This is a genomic window from Beduinella massiliensis (assembly GCF_900199405.1).
Classification (GTDB): Bacteria; Bacillota; Clostridia; order Christensenellales; family Aristaeellaceae; genus Beduinella; species Beduinella massiliensis.
In genome coordinates this window covers 801,208-826,839 of record NZ_LT963430.1, presented here as the reverse complement: position 1 = coordinate 826,839, position 25,632 = coordinate 801,208, and the positions used below count along the sequence as shown (strand labels likewise).

Annotated in this window: 22 protein-coding genes; 9 read left to right on the top strand and 13 right to left on the bottom strand. The window is 61.3% G+C overall.

Annotated elements, in window-relative coordinates; translation table 11 throughout:
• Window positions 1–88: 88 nt before the first annotated feature.
• The 5 genes from C1725_RS04355 to C1725_RS18915 all read right to left on the bottom strand — a co-directional run bounded on the left by C1725_RS04355 (window position 89) and on the right by C1725_RS18915 (window position 6,694).
• Window positions 89–2,386, bottom strand: coding sequence for a hypothetical protein (locus C1725_RS04355; protein ID WP_102410449.1), 2,298 nt, complete (start codon window positions 2,384–2,386; stop codon window positions 89–91).
• A gap of 130 nt (window positions 2,387–2,516) precedes the next feature.
• On the bottom strand, window positions 2,517–4,574 hold the full coding sequence (locus C1725_RS04350; RefSeq protein WP_146009143.1) for a hypothetical protein: 2,058 nt from the start codon (window positions 4,572–4,574) through the stop codon (window positions 2,517–2,519).
• 106 nt (window positions 4,575–4,680) lie between these two features.
• Window positions 4,681–5,466 carry a hypothetical protein gene (locus C1725_RS04345; RefSeq protein WP_146009142.1) on the bottom strand — a complete coding sequence of 262 codons (786 nt, stop codon included), beginning with the start codon at window positions 5,464–5,466 and terminating at the stop codon, window positions 4,681–4,683.
• Window positions 5,466–6,257, bottom strand: a complete 792-nt coding sequence (locus C1725_RS18920; RefSeq protein WP_346026335.1) for a hypothetical protein — start codon at window positions 6,255–6,257, stop codon at window positions 5,466–5,468. The genes C1725_RS04345 and C1725_RS18920 overlap by 1 nt, the downstream gene beginning before the upstream one ends.
• Window positions 6,258–6,298: 41 nt before the next feature.
• Entirely contained in the window at window positions 6,299–6,694 is a 396-nt protein-coding gene (locus C1725_RS18915; RefSeq protein WP_146009140.1) for a hypothetical protein, read from the bottom strand.
• 437 nt (window positions 6,695–7,131) lie between these two features.
• Here C1725_RS18915 and C1725_RS04340 point away from each other — a divergent pair, with 437 nt between their 5' ends.
• From C1725_RS04340 to C1725_RS04330, 3 genes are read left to right on the top strand one after another with little or no spacing between them, the layout of a single operon-like run.
• Entirely contained in the window at window positions 7,132–7,863 is a 732-nt protein-coding gene (locus C1725_RS04340; RefSeq protein ID WP_102410446.1) for a response regulator, read from the top strand.
• Window positions 7,860–9,179: a GHKL domain-containing protein gene (locus C1725_RS04335; protein WP_102410445.1), complete on the top strand. Its 1,320-nt coding sequence runs from the start codon at window positions 7,860–7,862 to the stop codon at window positions 9,177–9,179. The genes C1725_RS04340 and C1725_RS04335 overlap by 4 nt, the downstream gene beginning before the upstream one ends.
• A 30-nt stretch (window positions 9,180–9,209) precedes the next feature.
• Window positions 9,210–9,788 (top strand): accessory gene regulator B family protein, encoded by a 579-nt coding sequence (locus C1725_RS04330; protein ID WP_102410444.1) that lies wholly within the window; start codon window positions 9,210–9,212, stop codon window positions 9,786–9,788.
• A 170-nt stretch (window positions 9,789–9,958) separates the two neighbouring features.
• Here the strand turns inward: C1725_RS04330 and C1725_RS04325 are convergent, their stop codons facing one another.
• The gene (locus C1725_RS04325; RefSeq protein ID WP_346026334.1) at window positions 9,959–11,140 is read right to left on the bottom strand and encodes a GGDEF domain-containing protein; all 1,182 of its coding nucleotides are present in this window, start codon (window positions 11,138–11,140) and stop codon (window positions 9,959–9,961) included.
• A 153-nt stretch (window positions 11,141–11,293) separates the two neighbouring features.
• Between C1725_RS04325 and C1725_RS04320 the strand changes: the two genes are divergently transcribed.
• From C1725_RS04320 to C1725_RS04310, 3 genes are all read left to right on the top strand, one after another.
• Complete coding sequence (locus tag C1725_RS04320; RefSeq protein WP_102410442.1) at window positions 11,294–12,019, top strand: YetF domain-containing protein; 726 nt, start codon at window positions 11,294–11,296, stop codon at window positions 12,017–12,019.
• A 4-nt stretch (window positions 12,020–12,023) separates the two neighbouring features.
• A complete protein-coding gene (locus tag C1725_RS04315) occupies window positions 12,024–12,407 on the top strand; it encodes a DUF4363 family protein (RefSeq protein WP_102410441.1) in 384 nt (127 codons plus the stop codon).
• A 349-nt stretch (window positions 12,408–12,756) separates the two neighbouring features.
• Window positions 12,757–13,515, top strand: coding sequence for a YoaP domain-containing protein (locus tag C1725_RS04310; protein ID WP_102410440.1), 759 nt, complete (start codon window positions 12,757–12,759; stop codon window positions 13,513–13,515).
• A 51-nt stretch (window positions 13,516–13,566) separates the two neighbouring features.
• Here C1725_RS04310 and C1725_RS04305 read toward each other — a convergent pair whose 3' ends face one another.
• From C1725_RS04305 to radA, 7 genes are all read right to left on the bottom strand, one after another.
• Complete coding sequence (locus tag C1725_RS04305; protein ID WP_102410439.1) at window positions 13,567–14,208, bottom strand: SdpI family protein; 642 nt, start codon at window positions 14,206–14,208, stop codon at window positions 13,567–13,569.
• Window positions 14,189–14,476: an autorepressor SdpR family transcription factor gene (locus C1725_RS04300; protein ID WP_102410438.1), complete on the bottom strand. Its 288-nt coding sequence runs from the start codon at window positions 14,474–14,476 to the stop codon at window positions 14,189–14,191. Before C1725_RS04300 ends, C1725_RS04305 begins: the two co-directional genes overlap by 20 nt.
• Before the next feature lie 102 nt (window positions 14,477–14,578).
• Window positions 14,579–15,889, bottom strand: coding sequence for a M56 family metallopeptidase (locus C1725_RS04295; RefSeq protein ID WP_102410437.1), 1,311 nt, complete (start codon window positions 15,887–15,889; stop codon window positions 14,579–14,581).
• Window positions 15,890–15,896: 7 nt separating this feature from the next.
• A complete protein-coding gene (locus C1725_RS04290; RefSeq protein WP_102410436.1) occupies window positions 15,897–16,256 on the bottom strand; it encodes a BlaI/MecI/CopY family transcriptional regulator in 360 nt (119 codons plus the stop codon).
• 73 nt (window positions 16,257–16,329) lie between these two features.
• Window positions 16,330–16,926, bottom strand: coding sequence for a hypothetical protein (locus C1725_RS04285; RefSeq protein ID WP_102410435.1), 597 nt, complete (start codon window positions 16,924–16,926; stop codon window positions 16,330–16,332).
• A gap of 222 nt (window positions 16,927–17,148) precedes the next feature.
• The gene (locus tag C1725_RS04280; RefSeq protein ID WP_346026333.1) at window positions 17,149–18,276 is read right to left on the bottom strand and encodes a PIN/TRAM domain-containing protein; all 1,128 of its coding nucleotides are present in this window, start codon (window positions 18,274–18,276) and stop codon (window positions 17,149–17,151) included.
• Window positions 18,277–18,394: 118 nt separating this feature from the next.
• The gene (gene radA, locus C1725_RS04275; RefSeq protein ID WP_102413238.1) at window positions 18,395–19,774 is read right to left on the bottom strand and encodes a DNA repair protein RadA; all 1,380 of its coding nucleotides are present in this window, start codon (window positions 19,772–19,774) and stop codon (window positions 18,395–18,397) included.
• A gap of 379 nt (window positions 19,775–20,153) precedes the next feature.
• Here radA and C1725_RS04270 point away from each other — a divergent pair, with 379 nt between their 5' ends.
• The 3 genes from C1725_RS04270 to C1725_RS04260 all read left to right on the top strand — a co-directional run bounded on the left by C1725_RS04270 (window position 20,154) and on the right by C1725_RS04260 (window position 25,479).
• Window positions 20,154–21,260 carry a metallophosphoesterase gene (locus tag C1725_RS04270; protein WP_102410434.1) on the top strand — a complete coding sequence of 369 codons (1,107 nt, stop codon included), beginning with the start codon at window positions 20,154–20,156 and terminating at the stop codon, window positions 21,258–21,260.
• A 289-nt stretch (window positions 21,261–21,549) separates the two neighbouring features.
• The gene (locus tag C1725_RS19175) at window positions 21,550–23,658 is read left to right on the top strand and encodes a helix-turn-helix domain-containing protein (RefSeq protein WP_102410433.1); all 2,109 of its coding nucleotides are present in this window, start codon (window positions 21,550–21,552) and stop codon (window positions 23,656–23,658) included.
• Window positions 23,659–23,895: 237 nt separating this feature from the next.
• Window positions 23,896–25,479, top strand: coding sequence for an extracellular solute-binding protein (locus C1725_RS04260; protein WP_346026332.1), 1,584 nt, complete (start codon window positions 23,896–23,898; stop codon window positions 25,477–25,479).
• Window positions 25,480–25,632 lie beyond the last annotated feature (153 nt).

The window sequence follows — 25,632 nt, the reverse complement described above, 5'->3', positions numbered from 1 at the left end:
CCGCGCCCCGCCAAACGGTCAAAGTTGACCCTTCCATTCTCTACCTAATAGACGGACGAAAGGGGCGGGGGATTGCACGCGGGCAAATTTACCGCCCCTCCAGATAGATCATTTCGAGCACGCGCGAAAGCTCCCGCAAAAAGCCGTCCCGCGCAAGCTGCCCCTGCGCGTATCGCTCGCACAGCGCGCGCACCTGCTTTGTGCCGCCCCCGCCGTCCCCGGACGAAAAGTAGGGGTTGTCCAGGCGGAAGTCGATGGCGGGCGCGTAGGCGCGATAGGCGGCGATGCTGCCGGACGAGATCAGCCACTTATTGCGATCCCCCTCGGCAAGGGCCAGCTCCCCCCGATCGATCAGCGCCTGCAGGCGGGCGGCCTCGTCCAGGTCGCCCGCCGCCTCGGCCCTTTGAAGATCCCCGCGCAGTTCTTCGCCAAAGGCGCGTATCTGCGCTTCAAGGCCCGCGTAATGGGGATCGACGTAAGGCTCCATCGCGTCCGGATGCAGCGCATAATAGCGCCGGGGATCGGATTCCAGCCGCCCGACGGTCTCCAAATAGCAATAGGCGAGCTCCTTGTTCGCGGAATGAGGGTTTACGACCAGCACGTACAGATGCCCCTGCACCACGCCGTCGCCCTCCTGCGCAAAGGAAGGCGGCGCAATATCCTGAAATACGCTTTGGTACTCCGTGCTTTCCGTGTTTGTCAGGAAGGGCCGACCGGAAGACCGGAAGAAGACGACGTTCATCGGCTGCGCGCCGCCCGATTCGTCCGGCAGCACGGCGTCCCCCGCGTGCGCGCGGGCGTCGTCGCGCACCTGCTCATAGGCGGCGAGCACCTCGCGCAGCGCCGGATCATCCAGGCGTAAGGGGCCGCCCTGCGCGCCCCGGCAGGCGATGTAGGCGTCCACGATGTCCTCCGCCATGGCCGTCTCGTCATAGCCGTACAGGAAGGCAACGCCGTCCTCCCGCGCGGCGTCGTTCCGCGCAAAGCGCAGCATCGCGGAAAGGAACGCCGCCCAGGTCTGCGGCAGGGGTTCATCCCCGAAATAGCGCGCCCAAAGCGCCCGATTCACCGACCAACGCTCGACATCCATAAAGTAGGGATAGGCGACGAGCTCGCCCGCGCCGTCTGTCAGCGCGGCCTGCACCGCGGGATACATGGCCGCGACGTCCGCCGCCAACGTCCCGGCGTCGGTGAGTGGCTGCAAATACCCCTTTTCGGCCAGCGCGCGGTATTCGCTGTCGGCGTACAGCAGGTAGATGTCATACCGGCTGTCGCCCTGCCGCACATGCTCTGCGACCGTCGCCGCGCTTACGCGGTTCGCGTTTACGAGCGCGCGCGCCTCCGGGTGCTCCGACAAGAAGGCGGCGTGCGCGGCATCCGCCCCGGCGCCGCTCAGGCGCAGCACGTTTTCCTCCGGCAGCGATTCCTTGGGCACGCGCACGCACACGCCATCCGTCTGCACGGCGTAGCGTCCATCCGGCAGCACCCAGCCCGGCCAGGATTCGATCATGATGTCGCCGGGCAGATAGGCGCAGGGCGCGAACGGCGCGCCCGCGCGGGAGACAAAGACCTCCCCCGCCGTGGCATAGTAAATGCAACCGCGCGCCCCATCGCAGGCGAGGCCGCCGATCGTCTCTTCCTGACCCGGCAGGCGCAGCGGCAAATCCTCCATCCGCTGCGACGCAATATCCAGCACGCTGAGCACCCGGCGGATGCCGCCCGCTTCGTCCGCCGCCCAGCGCATCAGCAGCAGCTCGCCCGGCGCATACCGGCAGAACGCCTGAATGCCCGTCATGGGCAGTACGCTCGCCTTGCCGCCGGAAAGCTCGCAGCGAACGAGGCGCGCATTGCAGGGCAGCTCCGGCGCGTCCGTACCGTAATCTACCAAAGCATAGAGCGCGTCCGCGACGACGCAGGCCTTGAAGATCGCGCGCGGATAGGCGCCGTCCCCCCAAAACGGGGAAACGTCCAGCGTCCCCTCCATCCACTTGACGCCGTCGGGCGTGACGCGCCCGATGACGCCCGAATGGACGTTAAAGCCGTACAGTGCGTCGCCGCCCTCCGCAAGGAAGGAAACGGAGGCGTCCAGCGCCCTTCTTTCCTCCGCGCTCAGGCGGCCGTATTGCGCCGCGTCCACGTCCGGCGGGGGCGGCAGCTCGCAGAAGACGCGCTGGGTGTCCTCGCGCGCGTCCCACACGCACACGCTTCCGTCCGTCATGTAGGCGTACAGGCTGTCGCCAGACGCCGCGACCTGCCGGATGAAGCGCGGCGCCTCGGGGCGCAAGACCTCCGCGTCGCCGGACGCGGCGAGCGCAGGCCGCGCGGCGAGCGCGAGCGAAAAAAGCAGCAGGGAAAGCGTGAATACGAGCCGCAGGGACGTTTTCATGCAAGGTTCGCCTCTTTCATCCGCCATGCGCCGGAAGGGACGCAAAACAAAGCCCGCCCCTTCCAATCTCTACCTAATAGATGGATGAAAGGGGCGGGGGATTGCAGGGTGATTTAGCCCGCCGAACGCCTTATATTTCTTCCAATTCGATCATTTCCATTTTCTGATCCAGCAGAGATATGAATGCCTCGTCGCTCAGCGAGCCGGAGAGATATCTGCTGATTATATCATACATCATTTCGCCATTTTTGCCGGTAAAGCTCAAGAAACCGGGCGCCGGAAAATACAGGTACGGCGCTATTTCCTCGTCGTAAAAATCGAGCTCTTCGTGCGTCACCTCGTAGTATTGTTCAAGTATATCATCTTGCAGGGCCCGATGAACGTCGAATTCATATTGCGCATCCCGTCTCGCTTCCTCGGTCGAAGCGCTTTGGAGACGATCCCACAGCCGTTCATCTTCCGTTTGCCACGCCTCCAGCTTGCTCGCCCAATACGGGTTTATCACCTCCACCTTTTCAAAAGGGTATAATTGATTTTTCTTCGTCTGGTTTAAGCCCTCAAGGCAGCATTCGATATATTCAAATGCCAATTCCGGATTTTTACAGTTTGGATTTACGATGAACACGTCCAGGTCTGCGGCAATGAACGGATCACCGGTTTCCGTCAATCGCCTTGCAAAGATATTGTCTATCACCACTTCATCCGCTTTATCGAACAGGGAAGGCAGCGCGCCGCTGTGCTGATCGGGGGCCGCGTCAACGGCCCTGGCAATAAGCCCAAGAAGTTCCCTAAATGTTTCCGTGTCATACGCAATGTCTGCATTTTGCCGTTTGCAGTCATTGGTGTATTTCTCCATAGCCATGGTCAGCAGCCATTCTTTCTGATCGGCCTTCCCGCCCGGCAATGCAGAAACCTGTTCAGCCCCTTCCGACTTCGCAAAATCGACGATAAAACACAGAAATGCCGTCAAAGAATCCGGTACATCCCCTGCGTCAAAGCCCATTTTCTCCCACAAATCCCCGTCGTACACATCAAATCTTCCATTTACGCCGTGGGGTACCGCATAGAAACCTTCATCAAACACGGCCGCCTGTATTGAAGGATACATTTGCGAAATCTCGTTTGCGAGAAAAGAACCGCTTGGAATGGGCAAACAGTAACCTTTCCTCTTTAATAATTCAATATCGAAATAAGTCGTATTTACGTTCAGCACATCGTAATCCAAACTGTCCGTCAGCAGAGCAGAAACGAATTCCTCCGATGATAAGTAGGCTATTTCGTCTGCATGAATCAAAGTTACGTCAGAATTTTTCTTCATAAAATTCATGAATTCATCGTTAGGGGGAAAGATGGACGCGACTATCAGCTCTTCCTTTGCATCCTCGGCAAACAGATCGACCACGATCATTTTGTTACCCGTACCGCGGCATAGGTAATATCTGCTCTCAAAGAGCGCGCCTGTGTATTCAGACAGTTTGGGAACATAAAGAGAGGATTCGCGTTCGACAGCGCCGTCCATTTGAAGGCTCATCACAGTTCCTTCGGACACAAAATACAGCTTTTCATCTTTCGGATCAAAAGCAAAGCCATTGGCATCCAGCGGAATGGTCGCGATACGCCTGGCCTCTTCGCCATTCGACAATAGAAATACAGCCTGACGGCGGCTTTCATCCTCATACTGCGTATAAAACAGCGAATGATCGTCCGCGGCGCAGTATCTTCTTAAGCGATTCGCCTTGGCAATCGTCAATCGTCCTTCTTCCACGTCGTATTGACAAAGCATCTTTTCATCAGAATACCCGACGTATATTTCAAAGTAAATGGAACCGGCAGAGGCTTGAAAATCCTGCACCTCCCAAGTCTCCGTTCCGTTTGCCGCCTCCCGGGTAATCGGCAAATCGATCCGTGTTTCATTCGCTTGGGGATAGATCTCTATCAATCGCTCCTGCGCTTCATCCACCCTATAGAGCCTGTCGCGAAAGCAAACGATGTTTTTGATCCGTGCGCCCGGTTCAGGGGCCAGCACATTCCACACGTCGCCGCCATCCCTGTCATAGGCATAAATCGAGCTGTCGGAAAGAAGGAAAAAAGCCGTCGTTTCGGAAAAGGCCGAATCTATTATATGCTCGCCCTCCGGCCCTATATCGATCCATTCCGAATCCGCCTTGACGAGAAGTACGATGGACAAAAGCGCCATGCTGAGCAGTACGCCAAATATACACTTTCTCATAGACGTTATAGGGCTGAAAGCCCTTTACCCTTTCCTTGTATTTAGCTTTAATTAATTTTTTCACTTAAACCTTCTGACGTTTTTGCTGTCTGTACATAATAGGAATAAGAAATAAAAAATAGATAACAAAAACTACCAGAAACATTACTTTAGCCGTATAGCTAAACGAAATTCCTAATTTAGCCTCCTCTCGTTGATAACTAGTAAGCATAGCTAAAGTAACCAATGAAAACTTTTTAACCCATACAGGGAATAAATTATATATTGAACTATCGAATAGAAGAATGAAAACGACGCAAAGCCCACCAAGAGATATTTTTCCACAAGTCCCGAAAGTAAACATAATTAACGCAAAAACGAAAATTAACCAAAAGTCAAAAAGTAGTTGCAGCATTGTTGCTTCAATCGGATTATAGGCATTTATTAAAAACTCATCATAATCTAACACATAATGAAACTGATCTGCGAGTTTTTGCGTTTTTAATGCACTCCATCCTGACCAATCACACTTTAAACTTATTACTGGCACCGTCCATATCGTGCATGCAATAAAAATAATAATTTCATAGATTAAGCTCAATATAAATATATTAATAGTTGCCTTTATTAAATTATTTTTCTCTAACTTTTCAATATCAGCAAACATAATAACAACTGATGATAAAATGATTAGATGTCCTCTACTATTTCCAGCCACTAAGACAAAAGAAAACGGTGTCAGCTTTATGTTATTATTAATAGCAGCAGAAATAAATGGATTTATTAATACATAAGACTGAAAAAATGTATAAATAGCAATAAAAACAAGGCGTTTAGGCGGAATAACTTTTTGGGGCAGCAATGCTTTCATTAAGATCGTTTCCTTTCTTTATATGAATGTATGTATATTATTCCACAAAACATTACTAATAAAAACGATCTCATTATAGATAAACAAACAGTAATTATCTCATTTTGTAATATATAAGTCATACTTAACCAAAAATCGAGTCTATACCCCTCTTCAATCCATATTAGTCTATAAATTTGCATTAATGTTATCTTCCCTATAAACGGAACGAAAAGTAAAATGCTCTTGTTCTTTGTAAATGCAGATACTGTTATACACAAGGCACCCCAAATTGCCCCTTTCAAAAACCCATACAAAACCACAACAACTATATGTAAAACAGTAAATCCATTGAGCGACAACACAAAATAGGGAAAAGTATATAATCCAGAAGCCATATCTTGACTATTTGTAAAAGATGTAAACGGCAGCAATATCATCACAAATAATAAATAGCCTAAAGAAAGCGTTCCCCCTGATACCATAACCTTTTTAACAAAAAATTCAATTCGTCCAATTTGGCATTTCGAGCATCTGGAGTTAGTGTTATGCAAACTACTTAAAAAAGGTATAACGCAAAGAATTGATGAAAAATAAGGTCCAAAGGTTCCTCCATATATGATAGAACAAAAGAGTAAATAAAAAATAGAAAGCTCTCCGGATAGTGCATATGTTATTTCCATATTATTATCAAGCATCATCATAAGACAGATTGCACTTGCTGATAAAACTACCGTTAATATATTCTTACTTATTCCATATCTCAATTTCATCACCAAATTAATTGCCGTATGCCCGGTATAAGTTGCCAAGCCATGGCTAGAACCTATAATTAGACATACGGCATTTTTTATTACAGCTTGACAGTTCCTTTTAAGTTAAGCGTATCATTTTTATATGAATCATTTTTCCTCATTCGCCACCACAAATTCTCACTGGAGGTGACCTCATCTCTAAAGGGTTTTTCCGAGGTCGTTTTAGACTGATATGATGAATCATACACATAAAGCGACGACCCATAATTATTATAATCTCTAACAACCCTTCCAACTGCATGACCAGTTATTGTTTCAAAATAAATTCTAAAACCAGAACTGCTTCCTTTTGTAAAAGCACCGCTCTTAATCCATGAACTTTCTGTATAACCAACATTGGTACCTGAAAAACTTGGTTCATCTGCATATCCACTCGTTAACAAACACGATAATATTGTCATTACTATTAACACCATTACCGATAACTTTTTCATACAAATAAACCTCCAATCATGGTATAACTATTAAACTTACAATATTTTCTTCAGACAGACAAACATATTCAATGGTATCACATCGCCTTCCTCTAAATAATCAGGCTTTCAATCTTTCCGGCACTTCCGCCTCAAAAGTCCCATGACAGCTCGGCACACCCGCGCCGTACCGCCCATAAGCACATACCCACCGCATCAGCCTGTCCAGAAGCCGTTTCATTTGACCTCCTCCTTTTCGTTCCATTTATTTGTGCTTATTATATCCCCCACATAGCAAATCATGGTGCACTTGTCATAAAAACCCGTTTTTTGGCACGAATACACGCCGTGAGGAGCGCTTCCGTCCGCCATCTCGAGATTGACAAATTCTAGTGAAAATGGTAGAGTGAAACTGTCCCCAAAGCAACCTTTCTTTACTGAAGGGAGCGTGGTCTTGCATGCGCATCGCGGTATGCGACGACGAAGCCTCTTGCACGCAAGGTCTGCGGCAGATGATCGAAAAATGGGCCCGTGAACGCAGGATTACGAGCGTCGATGTCGCCTGCTTCACCTCCTCGGAGGATCTGCTGGAGGACTGGCGCAAGCGCCCCCGTTACGACGTCTTCTTTCTGGACATCGATATTCCCAAAGAGATGAACGGCATGGAGCTCGCCCGCATCCTCCGAGATGGGGACGAGAAGGCCGTTATCATCTTCGTCACCAACTTTGCAAACTACGCCAGCGAAGGCTACCACGTGAACGCCCTGCGGTTTCTGGGCAAGCCCTTTGACGGGCGGATGGTCTTCGAGAGCCTGGACATCGCCTACCGCCAGTGGAAAGCGCGGCAGGAGCAGGTACGAATCCCCATCCGTCAAGGCGAGCAGACGCTCGTGCTCTACGCGCAGTCTATCCGCTACGTGGAGGTGCGCGGCCACAACCTGGAGATTCACCGGCTGGAGCCGGATGCCCCGGCCGTCGTGCGCATGCAACTGGACGACCTGCTCGCGCAGCTGCCCAAAGAACTGTTCGTCCGCTGCCACCGCAGCTTTGCCGTCCATCTCGGCTTTGTGCAGCGCGTCAGCCGCGCGCAGGTCGTGCTGTCCGGCGGCGCGCAGGTGCCCGTCGGGAGCCGGTATCAAAAGCGGACGGGCGAAGCCCTCGTCCGCTTTTTGCAGGGAGGCGCAAGATGAACCTGTGGCTGCCCTTTGAAATGCTCGTCAACCTGTATCAGGGTTCCCTGATGGTCTACTTTCTGCGGCGCCGGCTGCGCATGAAGCGCGGCGTTTCTCTGCCCGACGCGCTCTGCGCCGGGGCAATCGCGCTCTTTTATTCGCTCTATCTGTTTTGGGAGCTGCCGCTTCTGGACACGGCCGTCGTCGTCATCCCCATCTTGTACACCCTGTACAGCTCCGATGAAAAATGGTACGTCTGCGTGTTTTGGAATGTTGCAATGATCGCCATCTTTGTCGCAATCGCCACGCTCTCAACCGCCTTCTACCAAAGCCTGCCCGGCGTCACCTGGGAGCGGCTCATGCAGCCCACGGGCCTGCGCATCGCGTTCGTCATCTCGACCAACGTGCTCATCACGCTGGTGCTCTTTTGCGTCTCGCACTATCACAGGAGCGCCAACGTGGTCGCGCGCGTGACGCTGTTCCTCTTTTTGCTGCTCATCGCGCTTCTTCTGGCCGTCACCGAGCTGCTCTTCACCCTGCGGCTCTACATCCCCAAGGAGCACGACGCCCTCTTCATCGCCGCATGCCTGTGCGTGCTCTTCTGCTGCGCGCTCGCCCTCGCGCTCTACGAAATCTTCGCTCGGAATACCGAACGGCAGATTCGAATTCAGACCGAGCTGGAGCACGTGCGCATGGACCAGAAGTACCAGGGCGAGCTGCGCGGCCTGTACGAGCGCCTGACCGCCTGCCGGCACGACCTCAAGCACCAGATGCAGGTCATCGAGCAGCTCCTGGCGGACAGAAACGCCCCGGACGCGGAGCGCTACTTTCAAAAGCTGCGCACGGCGGAGGAGGATTACCCCGCCTATCTGACCGGCTGCACCGCCATGGACGCGCTGCTCACGGCCAAGTCGCTCGTGATGCGGGAGCGGGGCATCCGTTTCCAATACGACCCCTGCCCGCTCGTCGAGCTGCCCATCGACGAAACCGCGTTCTGCGCCGTGGCGGGCAACCTGCTGGACAACGCCATCGAGGCGACGGAGCGCCTGCAGGGCGAGGACGTGCCGCGCGATATCCGCTTTTCCCTCGCCCGCAGGTACGACACGTTCGTCATGACCTGCGAAAACAGCATGAACCCCGCCACGCTGCGGCGGCGGGGAGGGCGCTTTGCCACCTCGAAGGCGGACTACGACGCGGAGGCGCACGGCGTCGGCCTGCGCAGCGTCGAGCGGATCGTCCGGGAATCGGACGGCATCTGCACGTTCACGCCGCGCGAGGGCCGGTTTTACGCGTGGATCACCCTGCCCTATCCCAGGAGGGCCTCGTATTCGTAGCGGACGGACGCGCGCAAAGGAGGGACGTGCATGCAGAGGATCGCCGGCCGGCTCGCGGGGTTCTTCGCCGCCCGCGGATACCTGGACCCGGAGCAGCGCGAGGTCGCGGCCTACGGCTTCGACCTGCTCATCTACACGCTTTTAAGCACGCTGGGGCTGCTGCTTGCGGGCGCGGTGCTGGGGCGGGGCGTGCAGGCGGCGCTGATCGTCGGCCTCTTTTACCTCAACCAGACGTTCGGCGGGGGCTTTCACGCGCGCACGCACCTGCGCTGCTTTGCCACGATGCTGCTCTTTCTCCTGCCGGGGGTGCTCACCGGCCCCTGGCATCCGGCCGCGGAGGCGGGGATCGCGCTGCTCGCGCTCCTATGCCTGCTCCTAAAGCCGCTGGTGCTCCACCCGAACAAGCGCTATCTGGAGGGCAAACGGCAGGCCTTCGTCCGCCGCTCGCGCCGGATCGCGCTCGCGGAGGGGCTCTTGTTTGCGGCCGCGTTCGCGTTTCTGCCGCCCGGGCTGCGCCACGCGGCGGCGATGGGGCTTTTCGCCTCGGCCCTCTCGCGCGCGGCGGGGGCCTTGCAGTCGCGGGGCCGGGCGCGCCGCCCGCGGCCATGAGGCGCGCAAAAAAAGCGCCCCTCGCGGGCGCGGAAGGGAGCCGGTCGAACGCAAGGGGCGCGAGGGCGAAACGCCAGAAGGAAATGAAACGAAAGTCGCGGCCGGAAAACACCGGCCGCGACTTTGTCTTATCGTCCATGTAATTTACCCGGCCTGAACGCCGGGCGCCCTCATCCCCGCACCGCGCGGTCCTTTCCGCCCTCCTTCGCCTCGTAAAGCGCGTGATCCGCGCGGGCGATGGCCTCCGACACGCGCGCCTCCGGCCCCGGCACGCCCCAATGCCAGCCGACGCTCACGCGCACGGCGTCGTAGCACATGCCCTCGCGGCCCTCGATGCACAGGCCGCGCACGTGCGCGCAGATTTCGTCCGCGAGGCGCGCGGCGCGCGGCTCGTCGATGTCCGCCGCGAAGAGGGCGAATTCCTCGCCGCCGTACCGCACGACCAGGCGCTCCCCGACCTCCTGCACCGCGCGGCGAAGCACCTCCGCCACCTCGCGGATGCACCGGTCGCCCATCTGGTGCCCGTGGGCGTCGTTGAACGCCTTGAAGTCGTCGATATCGATCATCAGGGTGGCGAACGGCCTGCCCTCGTCCCGGCACCGGCCGAAGAGCGCGGGCAGCGCCCCATCCAGCACGCGGCGGTTGGACAGCCCGGTCAGCTCGTCCGTATCCACCAGATAGCGGAGCCGGTCGTTGATGCGCTCGATCTCCTCCTTCTGGCGCGTCATGATGAGGCGCGAGCGCATCTCGCTCACCCGGTAGCCGTAGCGCGTGCAGGCGATGGCGATGGCCGTCACGCACATAAAGGTCGTATTGAGGTAATTGCCCGTGTTGTTCACGCGCTCCGGCTGAAACCGCGTAAAGAAGAGCAGCAGCGCGAGCTGGCTCGCGCCCAGCACGCAGACGCTTTGCATCGGGCGAAAGCGCGCGAGCACCGCCACCGCCATCACCAGCGTCACGTAGACGCTGACGTTTTCGGTCGCGCGCTGATCGTAAAGCGTCACGAACGTCCCCCACAGGCACAGGAACGTGACGTACACCACCTGGCCGTTCAGGATGGCGCGCGGGCGCGTCTGCACGTCGCCCCGGTGCACGTGCAGGTACAAAAAGCAGGCGACGGAGGCCGCGAACAGCGAGACGTACAGCGTAAAGTAGACCCGCCGGGAGGCCGAGCGCAGCCAGCCGTCCACGCAGACCATCAGCAGGATGTTGATCAGCTCTGCCGAGGCGATGCACGGAAGCACGATGCGAAACGCGCCGCAAACGTCCGCCGCGTCCGCTTCGTCTACCATGCGGCCGACCTCCGGCTCCACGGTGTTCATGTGCTCAAGCCAGCCCCGTAGTTTTTCCAATCCGCAATCCCCTCCGCCCAGCCGTTTCTCACCCATAGCCATTTTATTTTACCACACTCGGTTTCAATTTACAACAAATGTAGCGTAAAGGAAAAGGGGCGGCATATTTTTGCCGAAAACTCAGCACGATAACGCCGTAAGGAGGGCGCTCACATGCTGACGGTTTTCTTTCGCACCACGCTGCTTTTCGCGCTGACGGTGCTCGTCATCCGGGCCATGGGCAAGCGGCAGCTCGCGCAGCTTCAGCCCTTCGAGGTGGTCATCACCCTGATGATCGCGGAGCTGGCCGCCGTGCCGATGGGCGACGTGGGCATCTCGCTGTTCAGCGGCGTCGTCTCCATCCTGACGCTGCTCTTTTTGCACAGCCTGATCACCATCTTCTCCTTCCGCAGCGAGCGCTTCCGCGCGTTCATCTGCGGCAAGCCCAGCGTGCTCATCCGCAAGGGCAAGATCCAACTGGGCGAGCTGGAGCGGCTGTGCTTTGACCTGAACGACCTGATCGAGGGCATCCGCTCGCAGGGCATCCTCAACATCGCGGACGTGGACACGGCCCTGCTGGAGACGAACGGCACGCTGACCGCCTTTCAAAGCGCCGCGTCGCGGCCGGTGACGCCGACGGACCTGAACCTCACGACGGACTACGAGGGCATCCCGCTGATTCTGGTGCTGGACGGCGCGGTGCAGCGGGAGGCGCTGCGCCTGGGCGGTTTTGACGAGAGCTGGCTGCAAAAGACGCTCGCGCCGCTCGGGTTCGAGGGGCCGAAGGACGTGCTGCTCTGCTCGCTGGACACGCAGGGGCGCATCTACGTCCAGTCGCGCAAAAAAGACGGGCGGCTTTGCGTGCGTCAGGTCCTGAAGCCCGAGCAGGTGAGGTGGTGACGGCATGAAGCAGCGCATCCTTCTCGTCATCTTGCTGCCCCTGCTGATCGTGGGAGCGGCGATTTCTTCCATGGTTTACACCCACAGCGTTTCCAAGTCCCTGCTGCTCTCGTGCGAGCTGACGCGGCAGGCCATCCGCGCGGAGGACTACGCGCTCGCCGCCGAGCGCGCGGAGGACATGCAGGACGACTGGCTCGACCGGCGCGAACGGCTGCGCCTGCTCATCGACCACCCGGACATCGACGAGGTCACGCAGACGCTCAAGGCGCTGTCCGCCGCGATCGAGGCCGAGGAAAAGGGAGACGCGCTGACGCAGGCCGCGCTGTTGGACGAGGCGCTGCGCCACCTGTCGCACCGCGACGACCCCACGCTTTCCAACATCCTCTAGCGCCCCGCGCGGGGCCCGGCCTGCCAGGCCGCGTACCCCATCGGCCCGGGTACGGGATGCTGCCCGCCGGCGGCAGGGGGTTTTCCGCCGTCCCTTCGAGGAAGCGCGTCGCCGCTTCCTTCTTTTTGCTGTTCGGGTTGAGAAGATACGCGCTCATTCGCGCGTCCGCGAGCGTCGGCGCGTCCTCCAGCGCGGCCGGGCCGAAGAACACCGCGCAGGGCGGCAAGCATCGCGGCCGAAAGGCGCGCGATTTGACATTCCCCCCAGCGGAAGCTACAATGGAAGAAACCCGTCATTCCGGCACACGGCCGGAGCACAACCAAACGAACGCCGCAGGGGGATCAGCAGGATGGAACTTATCAGGATAACCCACGAAAACATCGGAAAAGAACATATTTGCTGCGCGATTTCAAACGAGAAGGATTGCCAGGTCGCGTCGAAGAAGGCGTGGCTCCGGGACCGGCTGGACGAGGGGCTCGTCTTCCTGAAGGGAAACGTCCGGGGAAAATGCTTCATCGAGTACATCCCCGCCGAATACGCGTGGACGCCCATCGAAGCGGACGGCTACATGTTCATCGACTGCCTGTGGGTGTCCGGCCAGTTCAAGGGCCAGGGGCACTCAAACCTGCTTCTGGAGGAGTGCATCCGGGACAGCCGGGCGAAGGGAAAGAAAGGGCTCGCGGCCCTGTCCTCGCCCAAGAAGATGGGCTTCCTTTCAGACCCCAAGTACATGCGGCACAAGGGCTTTGAAACCGCCGATACGGCGGACCCCTATTTCGAGCTGCTGTACCTCCCGTTTGAAAAGGGCGCCGAAAAGCCCCGCTTTAAAGCGGCCGTGAAGGAGAGGGCGCGCGGGACGCAAACCGGGTTTACGGTCTACTACACCAGCCAATGCCCCTTCACCGCAAAGTACGTCCCCCTTCTCGAGGCCCTGGCGAAGGGGAGAAACGCGCCGTTTCAGGCGGTTCACCTGCTCACGAAGGAGCAGGCCCAAAATGCCCCGGTCCCCTTCACGACGTTTTCCCTCTTCTATGACGGCGAATTTCTCACGCACGAGATTCTATCCGAGAAGAAGTTTGAAAAGCTCCTGCTCGAAAAAGGGTTTTGAACGGCAAAAAGGATGCGATCCGGCGATTGCATCCTTTTTTGCTTCTTCCTTTCAGATCCCCCGCCTGTGGAGGAGGTACGAGTAGGCGCACGGCACGAGCGCGAGCACGAGCAGCACCGCCAGCCCCGTCCAGGCGTACGCGGGGAAGGCGAGCGCCGAGACGATCATGTACAGGCCGCCCAGCACGAAGCACACGCCCGCGACGCGGTGGGTGCGCCGCCAGTTTTCCTCGCTTTTCAGCGTCCAGGGCAGGCGGATGCCCGCCGTGTAGCTGCTGCGCGTCTTGGGCAGGTAATTGCCCAGCACCATCATCAAAAGGCCGGCGGACGCGGGCAGGAGCATGCCCACGGGCACCTCGCGCCCCAGGCCCGCGAGCAGCATCACCGGCACGACCAGCAGGCAGACGGCAGGCACCGTCCACTGGGCGATCAGGGCGATGGGCCGCGCGATGTTCCGGCGCCTGGGGTCGTTCTCGAGCGCCACGTGCACCACCCCATTGATCGCCGCCAGCAGCAGCGGCATGCCGAACCCCGCAAACGCCTTGGACGAATAGCCGTCGATCTCGCCCGCGGGGCCCCAGTGCGTGGGCACCTGGTCCGGCAGGCGCGTGTAAAGGATGGCCGCCATCGCCATGGGCAGCAGGCAAAGCGCCGTGGTCAGCGCAAGCGTCCTGTCAATGCGTATCCGCTTCATGTCCGTCCCCTCCCATGAACTGCGAGATCCAGAGCATCAGCTCCTCAAAGACCGACGTGTTCAGCTCGTAAAACACGAAGTTCTTCTGCTTCGTCTCGAAGACGAGCCCCGCCTTTTTGAGCTGCGACAGGTGATAGGAGATCGTCGCGCCCGTCATGTCAAAATGCTGCCCGATCTCCCCCGCGGACATGCGCCCGCCGCGCAGCATCATCAAAATTTCGCGCCGCGCCGGGTCGGAGAGCGCCTTGAACGTATCGGGAAAGGCCATGCGCCCCGCCTCCCTCGTCCGAGAAATTAGAAAGTTATCTAAATATCAGTGTAACAGGAAAGCGCCGCCCTGTCAAGCGGCGCCTTATCGGCCCCGGGTTTGTCATTGCCCCCTGCCGGGCGCGGCGCTCACAGAAAACGCGATCCCGTCCGACACGTCGGCCACCACCGCGTCGAAGGACGCATCGTCCAGGCCGCCTTGCGGCTCGCGCAGCGTCAGCAGGTACTCGGCGTACTCGGGCGTGTCGCTCACGATGGCGACATCTGCGCGCAGGCCCTGCGCGTCCAGGGGCTCCGCGGCGTCCGCGGACGTCAGGACGATGTCCCCCGTCCCCGTCAGGACGGACGCCTTCACCTCGGCCCAAACCTCCTCCGTCAGGGGGGCGGGAGAGGCGACCGTCACGCTGACGAAGCGCGGCGCGGCGCCCTGCATCCCGTCAGGGGCGACGTCCATGCCTACGGCGTCCATGTCCGCGGCGTACAGCGCCCGCGTCGAAAGGGTGAGCGAAGCGGTCTCCTGCGGCGCGTAGGTCAGGCTGGTCGCCGCGAGCGCTCCGGTCATGGTAACGCCCATCAGCGCGCAGGCGGCGAGCCCGGCGAACGTGGGCCTGCGCCACTTCATGATCGACATGACGCGCTCTTCCACCGCGCGACGGCCGAACGAGACGCAAAGCGGCCCTTCCGTCCGGCAGCGCTCCGCCAGCGCGATCAGGGAGAGCGCGTAGCCGCGCCGCGCCGACTCCCCCCGCGCGCGAAGCACGCGCTCGTCGCAGCACAGCTCGATGTCCCGCTGACACAGGGCGTACATCACCCAGGCCAGCGGGTTGAACCAGTGCAGCAGCGCGGCCGAGAGCAGCAGCAGCTTCTTGAGCACGTCGCGGCTCTGCACGTGGCTCAGCTCGTGGGCGAGCGCGTCCGCCAGCGCCTCGCCCGCCAGCGCGAGGCCCGCGGGCAGCACGATGCGCGGGCGCACCGCCCCATAGGTGAGCGGCGTGCGGATGCGGTCGCTCTCGTAGAGGGGCACGCCCTGCGCGCGGCGCCCCAGCGGCAGCGCCGTCCTCAGCAAACGGCGGCTTCTCACGTACGCGCGCGCGAAGTAGAGCGCCGCGGCCGCAAGGCCCAGCGCGTACAGCCCCCGCAGGCCGCCGCCCGCCAGGAAGGCGCGGCCGTGCGCGGCGAGCGCCGAAAGGGCGTCCGCCGTGCCGGGCACGGCCGCGCCGGCGGCCTGAGGCGCGTACGCCTCCTGCGGAACCTGCAGCACCGGCAGCGAAAAGGGCAGAAGCAGCCGCAGCGCGCAAAGCCCCCACAGCAGCACGAACACCCGCTTGGGCAGTCGGTGCAGGCACAGCGCCCGCAGGACGAGCGTCAGCGCGATCATCAAGGAGCCGCCCAGGCTCATGCGAAGCAAGGTCATCGCCGCATCACTCCAATTCGTCCACGAGCTTTTTCAGGCGGTCGATCTCCTCCCGGCTGAGCCTGCCCGGGCGGAGCATCGCCGCGAAGAACGCCGACTGCGAGCCGTCGAACATCTTGTCGATCAGCTCGTCCGTCTCCTGGCGCTGCACCTCCTCGCGCCCGATGAGCGCGTGGCAGACGAAGCCCGGCTCGCGCCGCTCGATCGCGCCCTTCTCGATGCACTTCTTGATGACGGTGTACGTCGTGTTGCGGTTCCAGCCGATCTCCGAAAGCAGCAGCTTGGCGATCCGCCCCGCCGGAAGGTCGCCGCTGCGCCAGAGCGGCTCCATCACCTTGCGTTCCGAATCGAATAACTTGACGGGCATGCGCGCCCCTCCTGACTATCCAAATAGTATAGAAGAATCTTAACACAGGCGAAGGGCGCTGTCAAGGGGGCGCTCACCTGCGCCGCGCGACGGCCGCCGCCGCCGTCACCGCGCCCGCGACCATGAGCCCCAGGCCCGCGAGGAAGTTGCCGGCGTAATGTCCGGCGCGCTCGACCACGTCGAACTCGAAGTTCCAGAAGAGCCGCAGGTCCACCGCCGCGCCCGAGAGCACGCACTCCACCCAGGGGTTCATGCAGGCGACGAGCACGCCCAAGAGCATCAGCACGACCGCCGCCTTCATCGTCCCGCCGACGCGGCGCGCGCGCAGCGTCAGCGCGCCGAGCCACGCAATCGCCAGCGGAAAGGCCGCGATGGCCGCCGCGGTCGCGAACAGCGACGCGTCGCCCAGGAAGCGCGCGACGGAGAAAAGCAGCAGAAGGAGGCTGACGGTGACGCCCGCGAGCGCGCTCACGAGCCGCTCCCGCCGGACGAGCAGCGGCAGGTTGGTCACGCAGAAGGCGAGCAGGATCGACGCGAGAACCACCGGGAACCAGGTGAGCGCGCGATGGAGCGCGACGTCGCAGATGAAGCAGGCGGCGAGGGCGACGGCGTACGCGCAGAGCGTCGCCGCGTGATAGGCGCGCAGCGCGCGCGATGACGGGTTGTTCATCCTTCCTCCTTATCCCCCGCGAGGGGGCCCTCCGGGGACGTCCCTGCCGCGCCGGGCACGGCGGAACGCCCGCGCGCTTCGCGCGGCCCCCGGAAATTCGTTTGCCTCCTATTGTAACACACAGGAGGCGCGGACACAAATGAAATCGGCGCGGCCGAGGGCCAGAAGAGGGGCCGTAAAGCCGGCATTCGGCTTTACGGCCCCCCGTATCGTCTATCCCCGTCAGACCGCGCGCTCCACCGGCTTCATCTTGGTGAAGATCATGCGGCCCGCGGCGGTTTGCAGCACCGTGGTCACGGTGACCTGCAGCGTCTCGCCCACGTAGCGCCGGCCGTTTTCCACGACGATCATCGTGCCGTCGTCCAGGTATCCGACGCCCTGGCCCGGCTCCTTGCCCTCGCGCACGACCTGCACGCTCATCTCCTCGCCGGGCAGCACCACGGGCTTCACCGCGCCCGCCAGCTCGTTGATGTTGAGCACCCGCACGCCCGTCACCGCGGCGACCTTGTTGAGGTTGTAGTCGTTCGTCACCACGATGCCGCCGGTCTGCTGCGCCAGACGCAGGAGCTTCACGTCCACCTCGCTCACGTCCTCGAAGTCCGTCTCCGGCACCTCCACGCGCAGGTTCGTCTCCTTTTGCAGCCGCGTCAGCACGTCCAGCCCCCGGCGGCCGCGGTTGCGGCGCAGCGCGTCGCCCGAATCCGCGATGTGGCGCAGCTCCGCCAGCACGAACTGGGGCACCACCAGCGCGCCCTCCAGAAAGCCGGTCTTGCAGATGTCGTAGATGCGCCCGTCGATGATGACGCTGGTGTCCAGGATCTTCGGGCGCGGCCCCTCCTTGGCCTCCGCCCGCTCCGGCCGCCTGTCCGCGCGCTTGCCCAGCAGGCTGCCCACCGGCCATTCCCTGTAGCGGCGCGCGCCGACCGACGCGCCCAGGTAGCCCATGACGATGTACACCACCACCGACAGCGCCATGAACAGCTCGCGCGGCTGCGACGTGCGGAAGAGCTGCGTCGTCAAAAGCGCGATGATGAGCCCCACGATGAGGCCCACGACGCTGGTGAGCACCTGCTCGGCGGGCGCGCCGTCGAGCGCGCGCTCCGCGCGGTGCACGTTCTCCTGCACAAAGCGCAGAATCATGCCCGAAAAAATGCCGCAACCCCCGAAGCCCAGCCCGCCCAGGACCAGATAGAGCGCCATGCGCGCCCCCGCGTGCGGGAAGGCCACCGCGCCGTCCGCCGCGAGCATCTCCCACACGCCGAGCGCCAGCGCCGCGACGCCCGCGCCCACCAGCGCCCCCATCGCAGCGCACAGCACCCGGAGCCACCGCTGTATGTTCTTCTTTTTCACCCACATCCCCGCTTTCCATACGCATTTCGGATGTCTATAGGATAACCCGCGCCGCCGCGCGTATACAGGGAGGGACGCGCTTTCGGGAAAGCGGCTAAAGGCCCTCGCCCGGCACCTCCTACCCGATCAGGATCGCGATCGCCTCCGATACCGTGTCCACGCCGTACACCTTCATGCCCTCCGGCACGCGGATGCGGCGCAGGTTTTCGCGCGGGATCACGCAGGTGGCAAAGCCCAGGCGCAGGCACTCTGAAAGCCTGCGTTCCACCTGGCCCACCGCGCGCACCTCGCCCGCGAGCCCGACCTCGCCCATGACCGCCCAGTCCGAGGGCACGGGCGTGCCGCGCACGCTGGAAGCGACCGCCGCCAGCAGCGGCAGGTCCGCCGCGGGCTCCGTCAGCTCCAGCCCGCCCGCGACGTTCACGTATACATCCTGGTTGTACATGGGCATGCCCGCGCGCTTTTCCAGCACCGCCAGCAGCAGCGCCAGCCTGCCCGTATCAAAGCCGTTGGTCGTGCGGCGCGGACTGCCGAACGGCGTCTGCGCCACGAGCGCCTGCACGTCCACGAGCATCGGGCGGGTGCCCTCCATGCCGCAAAGCACGGCCGAGCCCGCCGTATCCTTCGCCCGGGCGGACAGGAGCATCTCCGAGGGGTTCTCCACCTCGGTCATGCCGCTCTCATGCATCTGAAAGAGTCCCAGCTCGTTCACCGAGCCGAAGCGGTTCTTCACCGCCCGAAGAATCCTGTACTCGTGCTGGCGGTCGCCCTCGAAATAGAGCACCACGTCCACCATGTGCTCCAGCACGCGCGGGCCCGCGATGGCCCCCTCCTTCGTCACATGGCCGACGAGGAAGACCGCGCAGCCCGTCGTCTTGGCCATGCGCATCAGCAGCGAGGTCGCCTCGCGCACCTGCGAGACGCTGCCCGGCGCGGAGGCCATGTCCGGCCTGTACATGGTCTGGATGGAGTCCACCACCATGTAGTCCGGGGCGATCTCCTGCCAGCGCGCCTCCGCCGCGTCCAGCGCGTTCTCCGCGAGGATGAACAGGCTGTCGGACGTGACGCCGAGCCTGCGGGCGCGCATCTTGATCTGCCGGGCCGATTCCTCGCCCGTGATGTAGAGCACCCGCGCCCCGTCCTTTGAAAGGTGCGCGCACGCCTGCAGCAGCAGCGTGGACTTGCCGATGCCCGGGTCGCCGCCCACCAGCACCAGGGACCCCTCCACGATGCCCCCGCCCAGCACGCGGTCGAGCTCGCCGATGCCCGTGGAAGCGCGCGCCGTCTCGTCGTCCGGAATCTGGGAGAGCGCCATCGCCCCCGCGCCCGTTCCGGGCCGCTGCTTGTTGGGCTTTTGCGCCTGCGCGGCGGCCGCCTGCTGCGAGGGCAGCGCCTCCTCCAGCGTGTTCCACGCGCCGCAGTCCGGGCACTTGCCCATCCACTTGCCCGTCTCGTAGCCGCACGCGGTGCACTGGTAAACCGTCTTCATCTTCGCCATGATTTTTCCTCGCGTCATCTATCGTGTTTCCTGAAACTTTTTGCTCTTATGTTTCGTCTTATTATCGGATTTTACGGCGCCGGGGGACGCGCCCCTAAGCGCCCTGTCGCGCGACAAGATGATTATACCATATGCGCCGGGCTTTCGCCATGTCAAAGGCGCACGGATGCTGTCGAACCGGGCGCCAATCGTTCGCGCCGCATTTCCCACGATTCTACAAAAACGGCGACAATTTCCAGCGAATTTGGACGTTTTTTTCGTTGCGCCGCCCGTGCGGTGCGCTTATAATGAGAGTATATCCCGGAAAAATGACAGAAAAATGACGAACCAGCGTCACCTTTACGGGGCGCTGTTGCTCTTATAGATCGGAGGGGGCCGCATGAACCGCAGGCAGGACCGCTTTCAGAACCCTTACCAGAACTTTTCCACAAATTATGCGGGGAAGCACAAGGCGGTCTCCGCCAGCTACGAGATGTTCACCCCGCCCCGGCGGAACTTCAAGCCCCTGCTGCTGATCCTCCTCCTATTCGCCCTTCTGATCGGCGGGTCGCTTCTTTACAGCGCCATCGTCGGGCGCATGGTGTCCGTCAGCGAGGTGAGCGCCCTCATCCCGGGCCTGCCCAAGGAATTCGAGGGCTACACGATTTTGCACATTTCCGACCTGTACGGCGCGCGCTTTGGGGAAAAGCAGGCGGACATCGCCAAGGCCGTCGCGGGCAAGAACTACAACCTCGTGTGCATCACCGGCGACATGCTGGCCGACGACGAGGACCCGCAGCCCTTTTACGAGCTGCTGACCGCGCTGGGCGAGAAGCGCCCGGTGCTCTTCATCGCCGGGGAGAACGACCCGAACCCGCTGGAAGGCGAAAACTCCCTGGCCGACAGCGTGCTGGCCCCCTTCATCCTGGGCGCGCAGCAGCGCAGCGCCGTCTACCTGGACGCGCCCTACTGCGTGGAATCGGGCGAGCAGAGGCTTTGGTTCACGCCCGACTCGGCGCTGAGCCTGGACCTGGACGCGGCGGAGCAGACGTACCAGGCGCAGCTCGGGCGCGCGATCACCCCCGTGCAGCAGAAGACCGCGCTGTACCAGCTCGACCGCATCGAGCGCATCCGCGAGGCGCGCGAGCGCATGGCGGCGGAGGACACCTACGTGGTGCTCTCGCACATGCCGCTCAAGGCGAGCTTCGTGCGCGGCATGACGACCACGCGCACGGAGGGCAAGAGCGCCACGCTCATCGGCATGATCGACCTGGTGCTGGCCGGGCACTACAACGGCGGCCAAGCGCGCCTGCCCTTCCTGGGGCCGATCTACGTCTCGGGCTACGGGCTCTTCCCCGGCGAGGGCGTGGTCGAGGGGCTGGTCACCTCCGGCACGCTGACGCAGCACATCAGCCCCGGCCTCGGGGTGCGCCCCGACACCGCGCCGCCCATGCGGCTCTTCAACCCGCCCACCGTGACGCTCGTGAAGCTGACCGCGGCGAGGTAACGGGCAAACACAGCAGGCTGCCGTGGACATTTCCCCTTTACGGCAGCCTGTTTTTTTCATGCACATTTTTCCGCTTTCACACCCAATCCGTCCGCAAGGGAGCTTTTCATATGCTATAATGATCGTAAAGCGCTGACAAAAAGCATACAATTTGAGCCTCTCGCTCCGTCGGAACCATTGGGCGTATCCACCGCGCCTATTGCTTCCGGCGGTGCTTTCTTTATATATGGCAAAAAACGTATCCTTTTTTCTTCCCCCGGACGATCGATTGTGACAAGGAGCCCTGACGATGAAGCATTTTTCCCTGCGCGCGCGCCTGACCGCAGCCTTCCTGCTGATCTATCTGGTTCCCGTGCTCGCGCTGGGCATTCCCGGCTCGCTGTGGATTGCGCACAGCGCGCGCGACGCCGCCAGCCGGCTGCTCGAGACGCGGCTGGAAAACGCGTCTGAACGCATGGAAGCGATGTTCTCCTCCATGGACAGCTACGCCAACCAGATGCAGGGCGACGCGCTCGTCAGGGGCCTCATGTACATGCAGGACAGGAGCCAACTCTTCACGCGCTACAGCGCCGCCGAATACGCCAACTTCGCCTATCAGCTCAAGCTCGCGCTCGTGACGACGGACATGTTCGACGACGTAGCCCTGTGCTTCCCGGGGAAGAACTTTTGCCTGACCCAGCGGGGCAGCTACGACCTGGACATGCTGATCGAAAACGAGTTCGCGGTCGCCGGCATGGACGAGGCCGGCTGGCAGGCGCTCTGGGGGCCGGACTACAGCCCCGCCAGCCTCCTGCCCGACATCACGATGGAGACGTTCGGCCAGCAGCGCGCCGGCATGCTCTACCTGCGCGTCGCCCCGCCGCCCTACGGCGAGACGCCGCTCTTCGCGATGATCTACTTCATCTCCGACGCGGGCGTCCGGCGCTGCCTGCAGCCGCTCGCCGATTACGGGACGCTCACGCTGACGCTCGCCCTCCCGCAGGGGGATACGCCGCTGGTGCAGGGGGCGGCCGCGGGCGGGGCGCGCGTCAGCCTCGCGGCTCCCGTCGGGGGGATCGGCGGATCGCTCGCCCTTAGCATCGACGCCCGCGAGCTTTACGCGTCGGCCGATTCGCTGCGCGGCATGCTCTTCGCCCTGCTCGCGCTCATGGCCTGCCTGGGCTCCGGCGTGGCGGTGCTGGTCGCGACCGTCAATTACCGCCCGCTCGCCGGCATCTTCTCCGCCCTCTTTCGCCAGGGCACGCTGGACGCGCCGCATCCCACCACCGGCGACCTGAAGAGCGTGGAGCAGTCCTTGCTGGAAATCATGGAAAAGGAGGACGAGCTGCGCCGCAGCGTCGAGGCGCAGCAGGACCTGCTGCGCTACGCGGCGCTCGCGCGCCTGCTGGACGGCACGCTCGACGGCAGCGCGCGCGAAAAGCTCTTCGCCACCCTCGCCATGCCGCTGCCGCACCCCTATTACAGCGTGGGCATCCTCTTTCCCCCCGACCCGCAGGCGCTCGCCTGTCTGATAGGCGCCTGCCATGACCTTCGCGTCACCGCTTACCCGATCGAGCACGAGGGCCGCAGCCTCCTGCTGCTCAACCACGACGCCCCGGCCGGCCTGCGCGCGCTCGCGGGCCCGCCCGGCTTTTGCCTGGCGCTGAGCGACGCCTGCGGCGCGCTGTCCGACGTCCCGAACGCCTACGCGCACGCGCTGCACGCCCTCAACTACCGTTCCATGCAGCCCCAGGAGGACGGCATCCTCTTCTACGCGGACGTCTCAAAGCGCGACGCCTCCTATTATTATCCGCTGGAAGCGGAGGTGAGGCTGGTCAACATGCTGCGCGCGGGCGACGCGGCCGCCGCCGAATCGGAGATGGACGCCCTGCTCGCGAGCAACCTGGAGCAGCACCCCTCCGCGATGGCGATGGAGCGCTTTTTAAGCAATCTGGAGATGACGCTCGCCCGCGAATGCCGGGAATCCGGCGTCGCCTTCGCGCCGCTTCCTCCCGATTCGCCGCTCGACGTCTGGAGCGGCCACCTGCGCCGCACGGCCCGCGCCTGCGCCGCGGCGCAGACCGCCCAGCGCGACGAGCAGGGCGAGGCCGTGCTGGCGGACATCCTATCCTACCTGGACGAGCACTTGAGCGATTCACAGCTCAGCCTCGGGGGCGTCGCCGCCCATTTCGGCATGAACGCCTCCTCGCTCAGCCGGTTCATCAAGAAGAAAACCGGCGTGGGCTATCTGGACATCATCAACCGCAGGCGCATCGAGCTGGCCAAGGAATACCTGCGCCAGGACACCCTTTCCATCCGCCAGCTCGCCGCCAGCGTGGGCTTCGACAGCGACGTGACGCTCCGGCGTCTCTTCAAAAAATATGAGGGCATCACGCCAACGCAATACAAGGGCTCGTGAATCCCAAGCGCGCAAATTTTTCGTTTGTGCATTTTGCACATAACATCTCCACATTTGTCAACAAATGAATGCAAATGCAAAAAATAGCGGCTTCCGTTTCTGGCGAGTTCGTCTTATGATGGGGACAACGAACCGGATGGGGGCCTGTTTTTCTGCCCTGGCGCAAAGCGCGCTTGCCCGGGGCGGATGCCGATCCGGCGCCCTCAAAACGACGCTCAACACGAGGAGGTACATCACGTGGCAAAAAAGTTTCTGAGTCTGCTTCTCACCCTGTGCATGCTGATCCCCTGCGCCGCGCTGGCGGCCGAGGACTACACGCTGCCCCTCGCCCCCGACGGGGCGCACCTGAGCTTTACGCTTCAAGAGAACTACTACGCGGGCTCCAGCTATGCGGACAACCTGCCCGTCTATCAGGAGCTGGAAAAGCTCACCGGCGTCTCGATCGACTGGGACGTCGTGGAACTCAATTCCTTTAATGAGACGATGGAAATCCGGCTCGCGTCCGGCTCAAAGCTGTCGGACATCATCCAGCTGCCCAATTACAACGGCGCGGACATCATGCGCTACGCCAAGGCCGGGCTGATTCAGCCGCTGGACGAGCTGATCGACCAGTACGCCCCCAACATCAAGAAGCTGTTCTTTGAGGACGTGCCGGAGCTCGGGCGCACCATGACCGGCTACGACGGGCACATTTACGCCATCCCGCAGAACTTTTACGGCATGAATTTCGTCGCGCCGTTCTGCCTGACGCTCCGCAAGGACTGGCTGGACAACCTGGGGCTCGACGTGCCTACCACCCTGGACGATTGGTACACCGTGCTCAAGGCCTTTAAGGAGCAGGACCCCAACGGCAACGGCCTCGCGGACGAGGTGCCGATGAGCACCCAGGGCAACGTATCCAGCGTCGAAAACGCCTATGCCTATCTCGCGACGGGCTTCGGGCTGACCGCGCCCGTCACCGTGCAGTACTACCCCGACGAAAACGGCAAGGTCGTGGACCAGTACCGCCTGCCGGAATTCAAGGAATACCTCACGTTCCTGAACAAGCTCTACGAGGAGGGCCTGATCGACACCGCCTTCTCCGTGGACGGCACCAAGCTGACGGCGATGGCCGCGCAGAACCTGCTGGGCTCCACGGGCTACTACGCCGACTCCAGCACTACGCTGCAAAAGTCCGCGCAGGCCTCCGGTGCAGAGGACGCGTACTACATGTGCATCCCCACGCCGCTCGACCAGGACGGCAACCCCGGTCGGCAGGTCGGCCGCACGCTCACGGGCTTCCGCTACGCGATCTCCAAGGACTGCCAGGACCCGGTGCTGGCCATCAAGTGGATCGACTACTGCTACGCGAACCCCGAAGGGCGCGACCTGATGCACTACGGCATCGAGGGTGTGCACTGGAACTGGAACGAGGACCACACCCAGCGCGTATGGACGGACCTCGTCGCCAACAACCCGGACGGCCTGGCGATCTACAACGCCCTGCGCAAGGACGGCGCCTACGCCACGCAGTTCACCAACCGCACGAAGGAATTCTTTGAGATGATGGTGGAGGACTACGTGCTCAGCGACGTGCAGGCCATCCTGCCGACCATCGTGGACGCCTACCCGGCCGTGATCGCCACGCCCGAGGAAAGCGAGAGGCTCACCTCGCTCACCGCCGACCTGAACACCTACCAAAACGAGATGATTCAGAAGTTCATCATGGGCCAGGCGCCGCTGGACAAGTTCGACGAATTTGTGGCCACGCTCGAAGCGATGGGCGCGGACGAGGTGCTCAGAATCAAGCAGGAGCAGTACGACCGCTACATGGGCAAGTAACCCGGCTGCGCGGAGGGGCGTACCGCTCCTCCGCACTGGCCATCGACCCAGTCGATGGCCTCGTGCAAAATGAATGCTCATTTTGCACGAAAGTTACGGGAGATGTTTTCTTCCGAAAAATCCTTCGGATTTTCCTACAGAAAACGCCCCGCC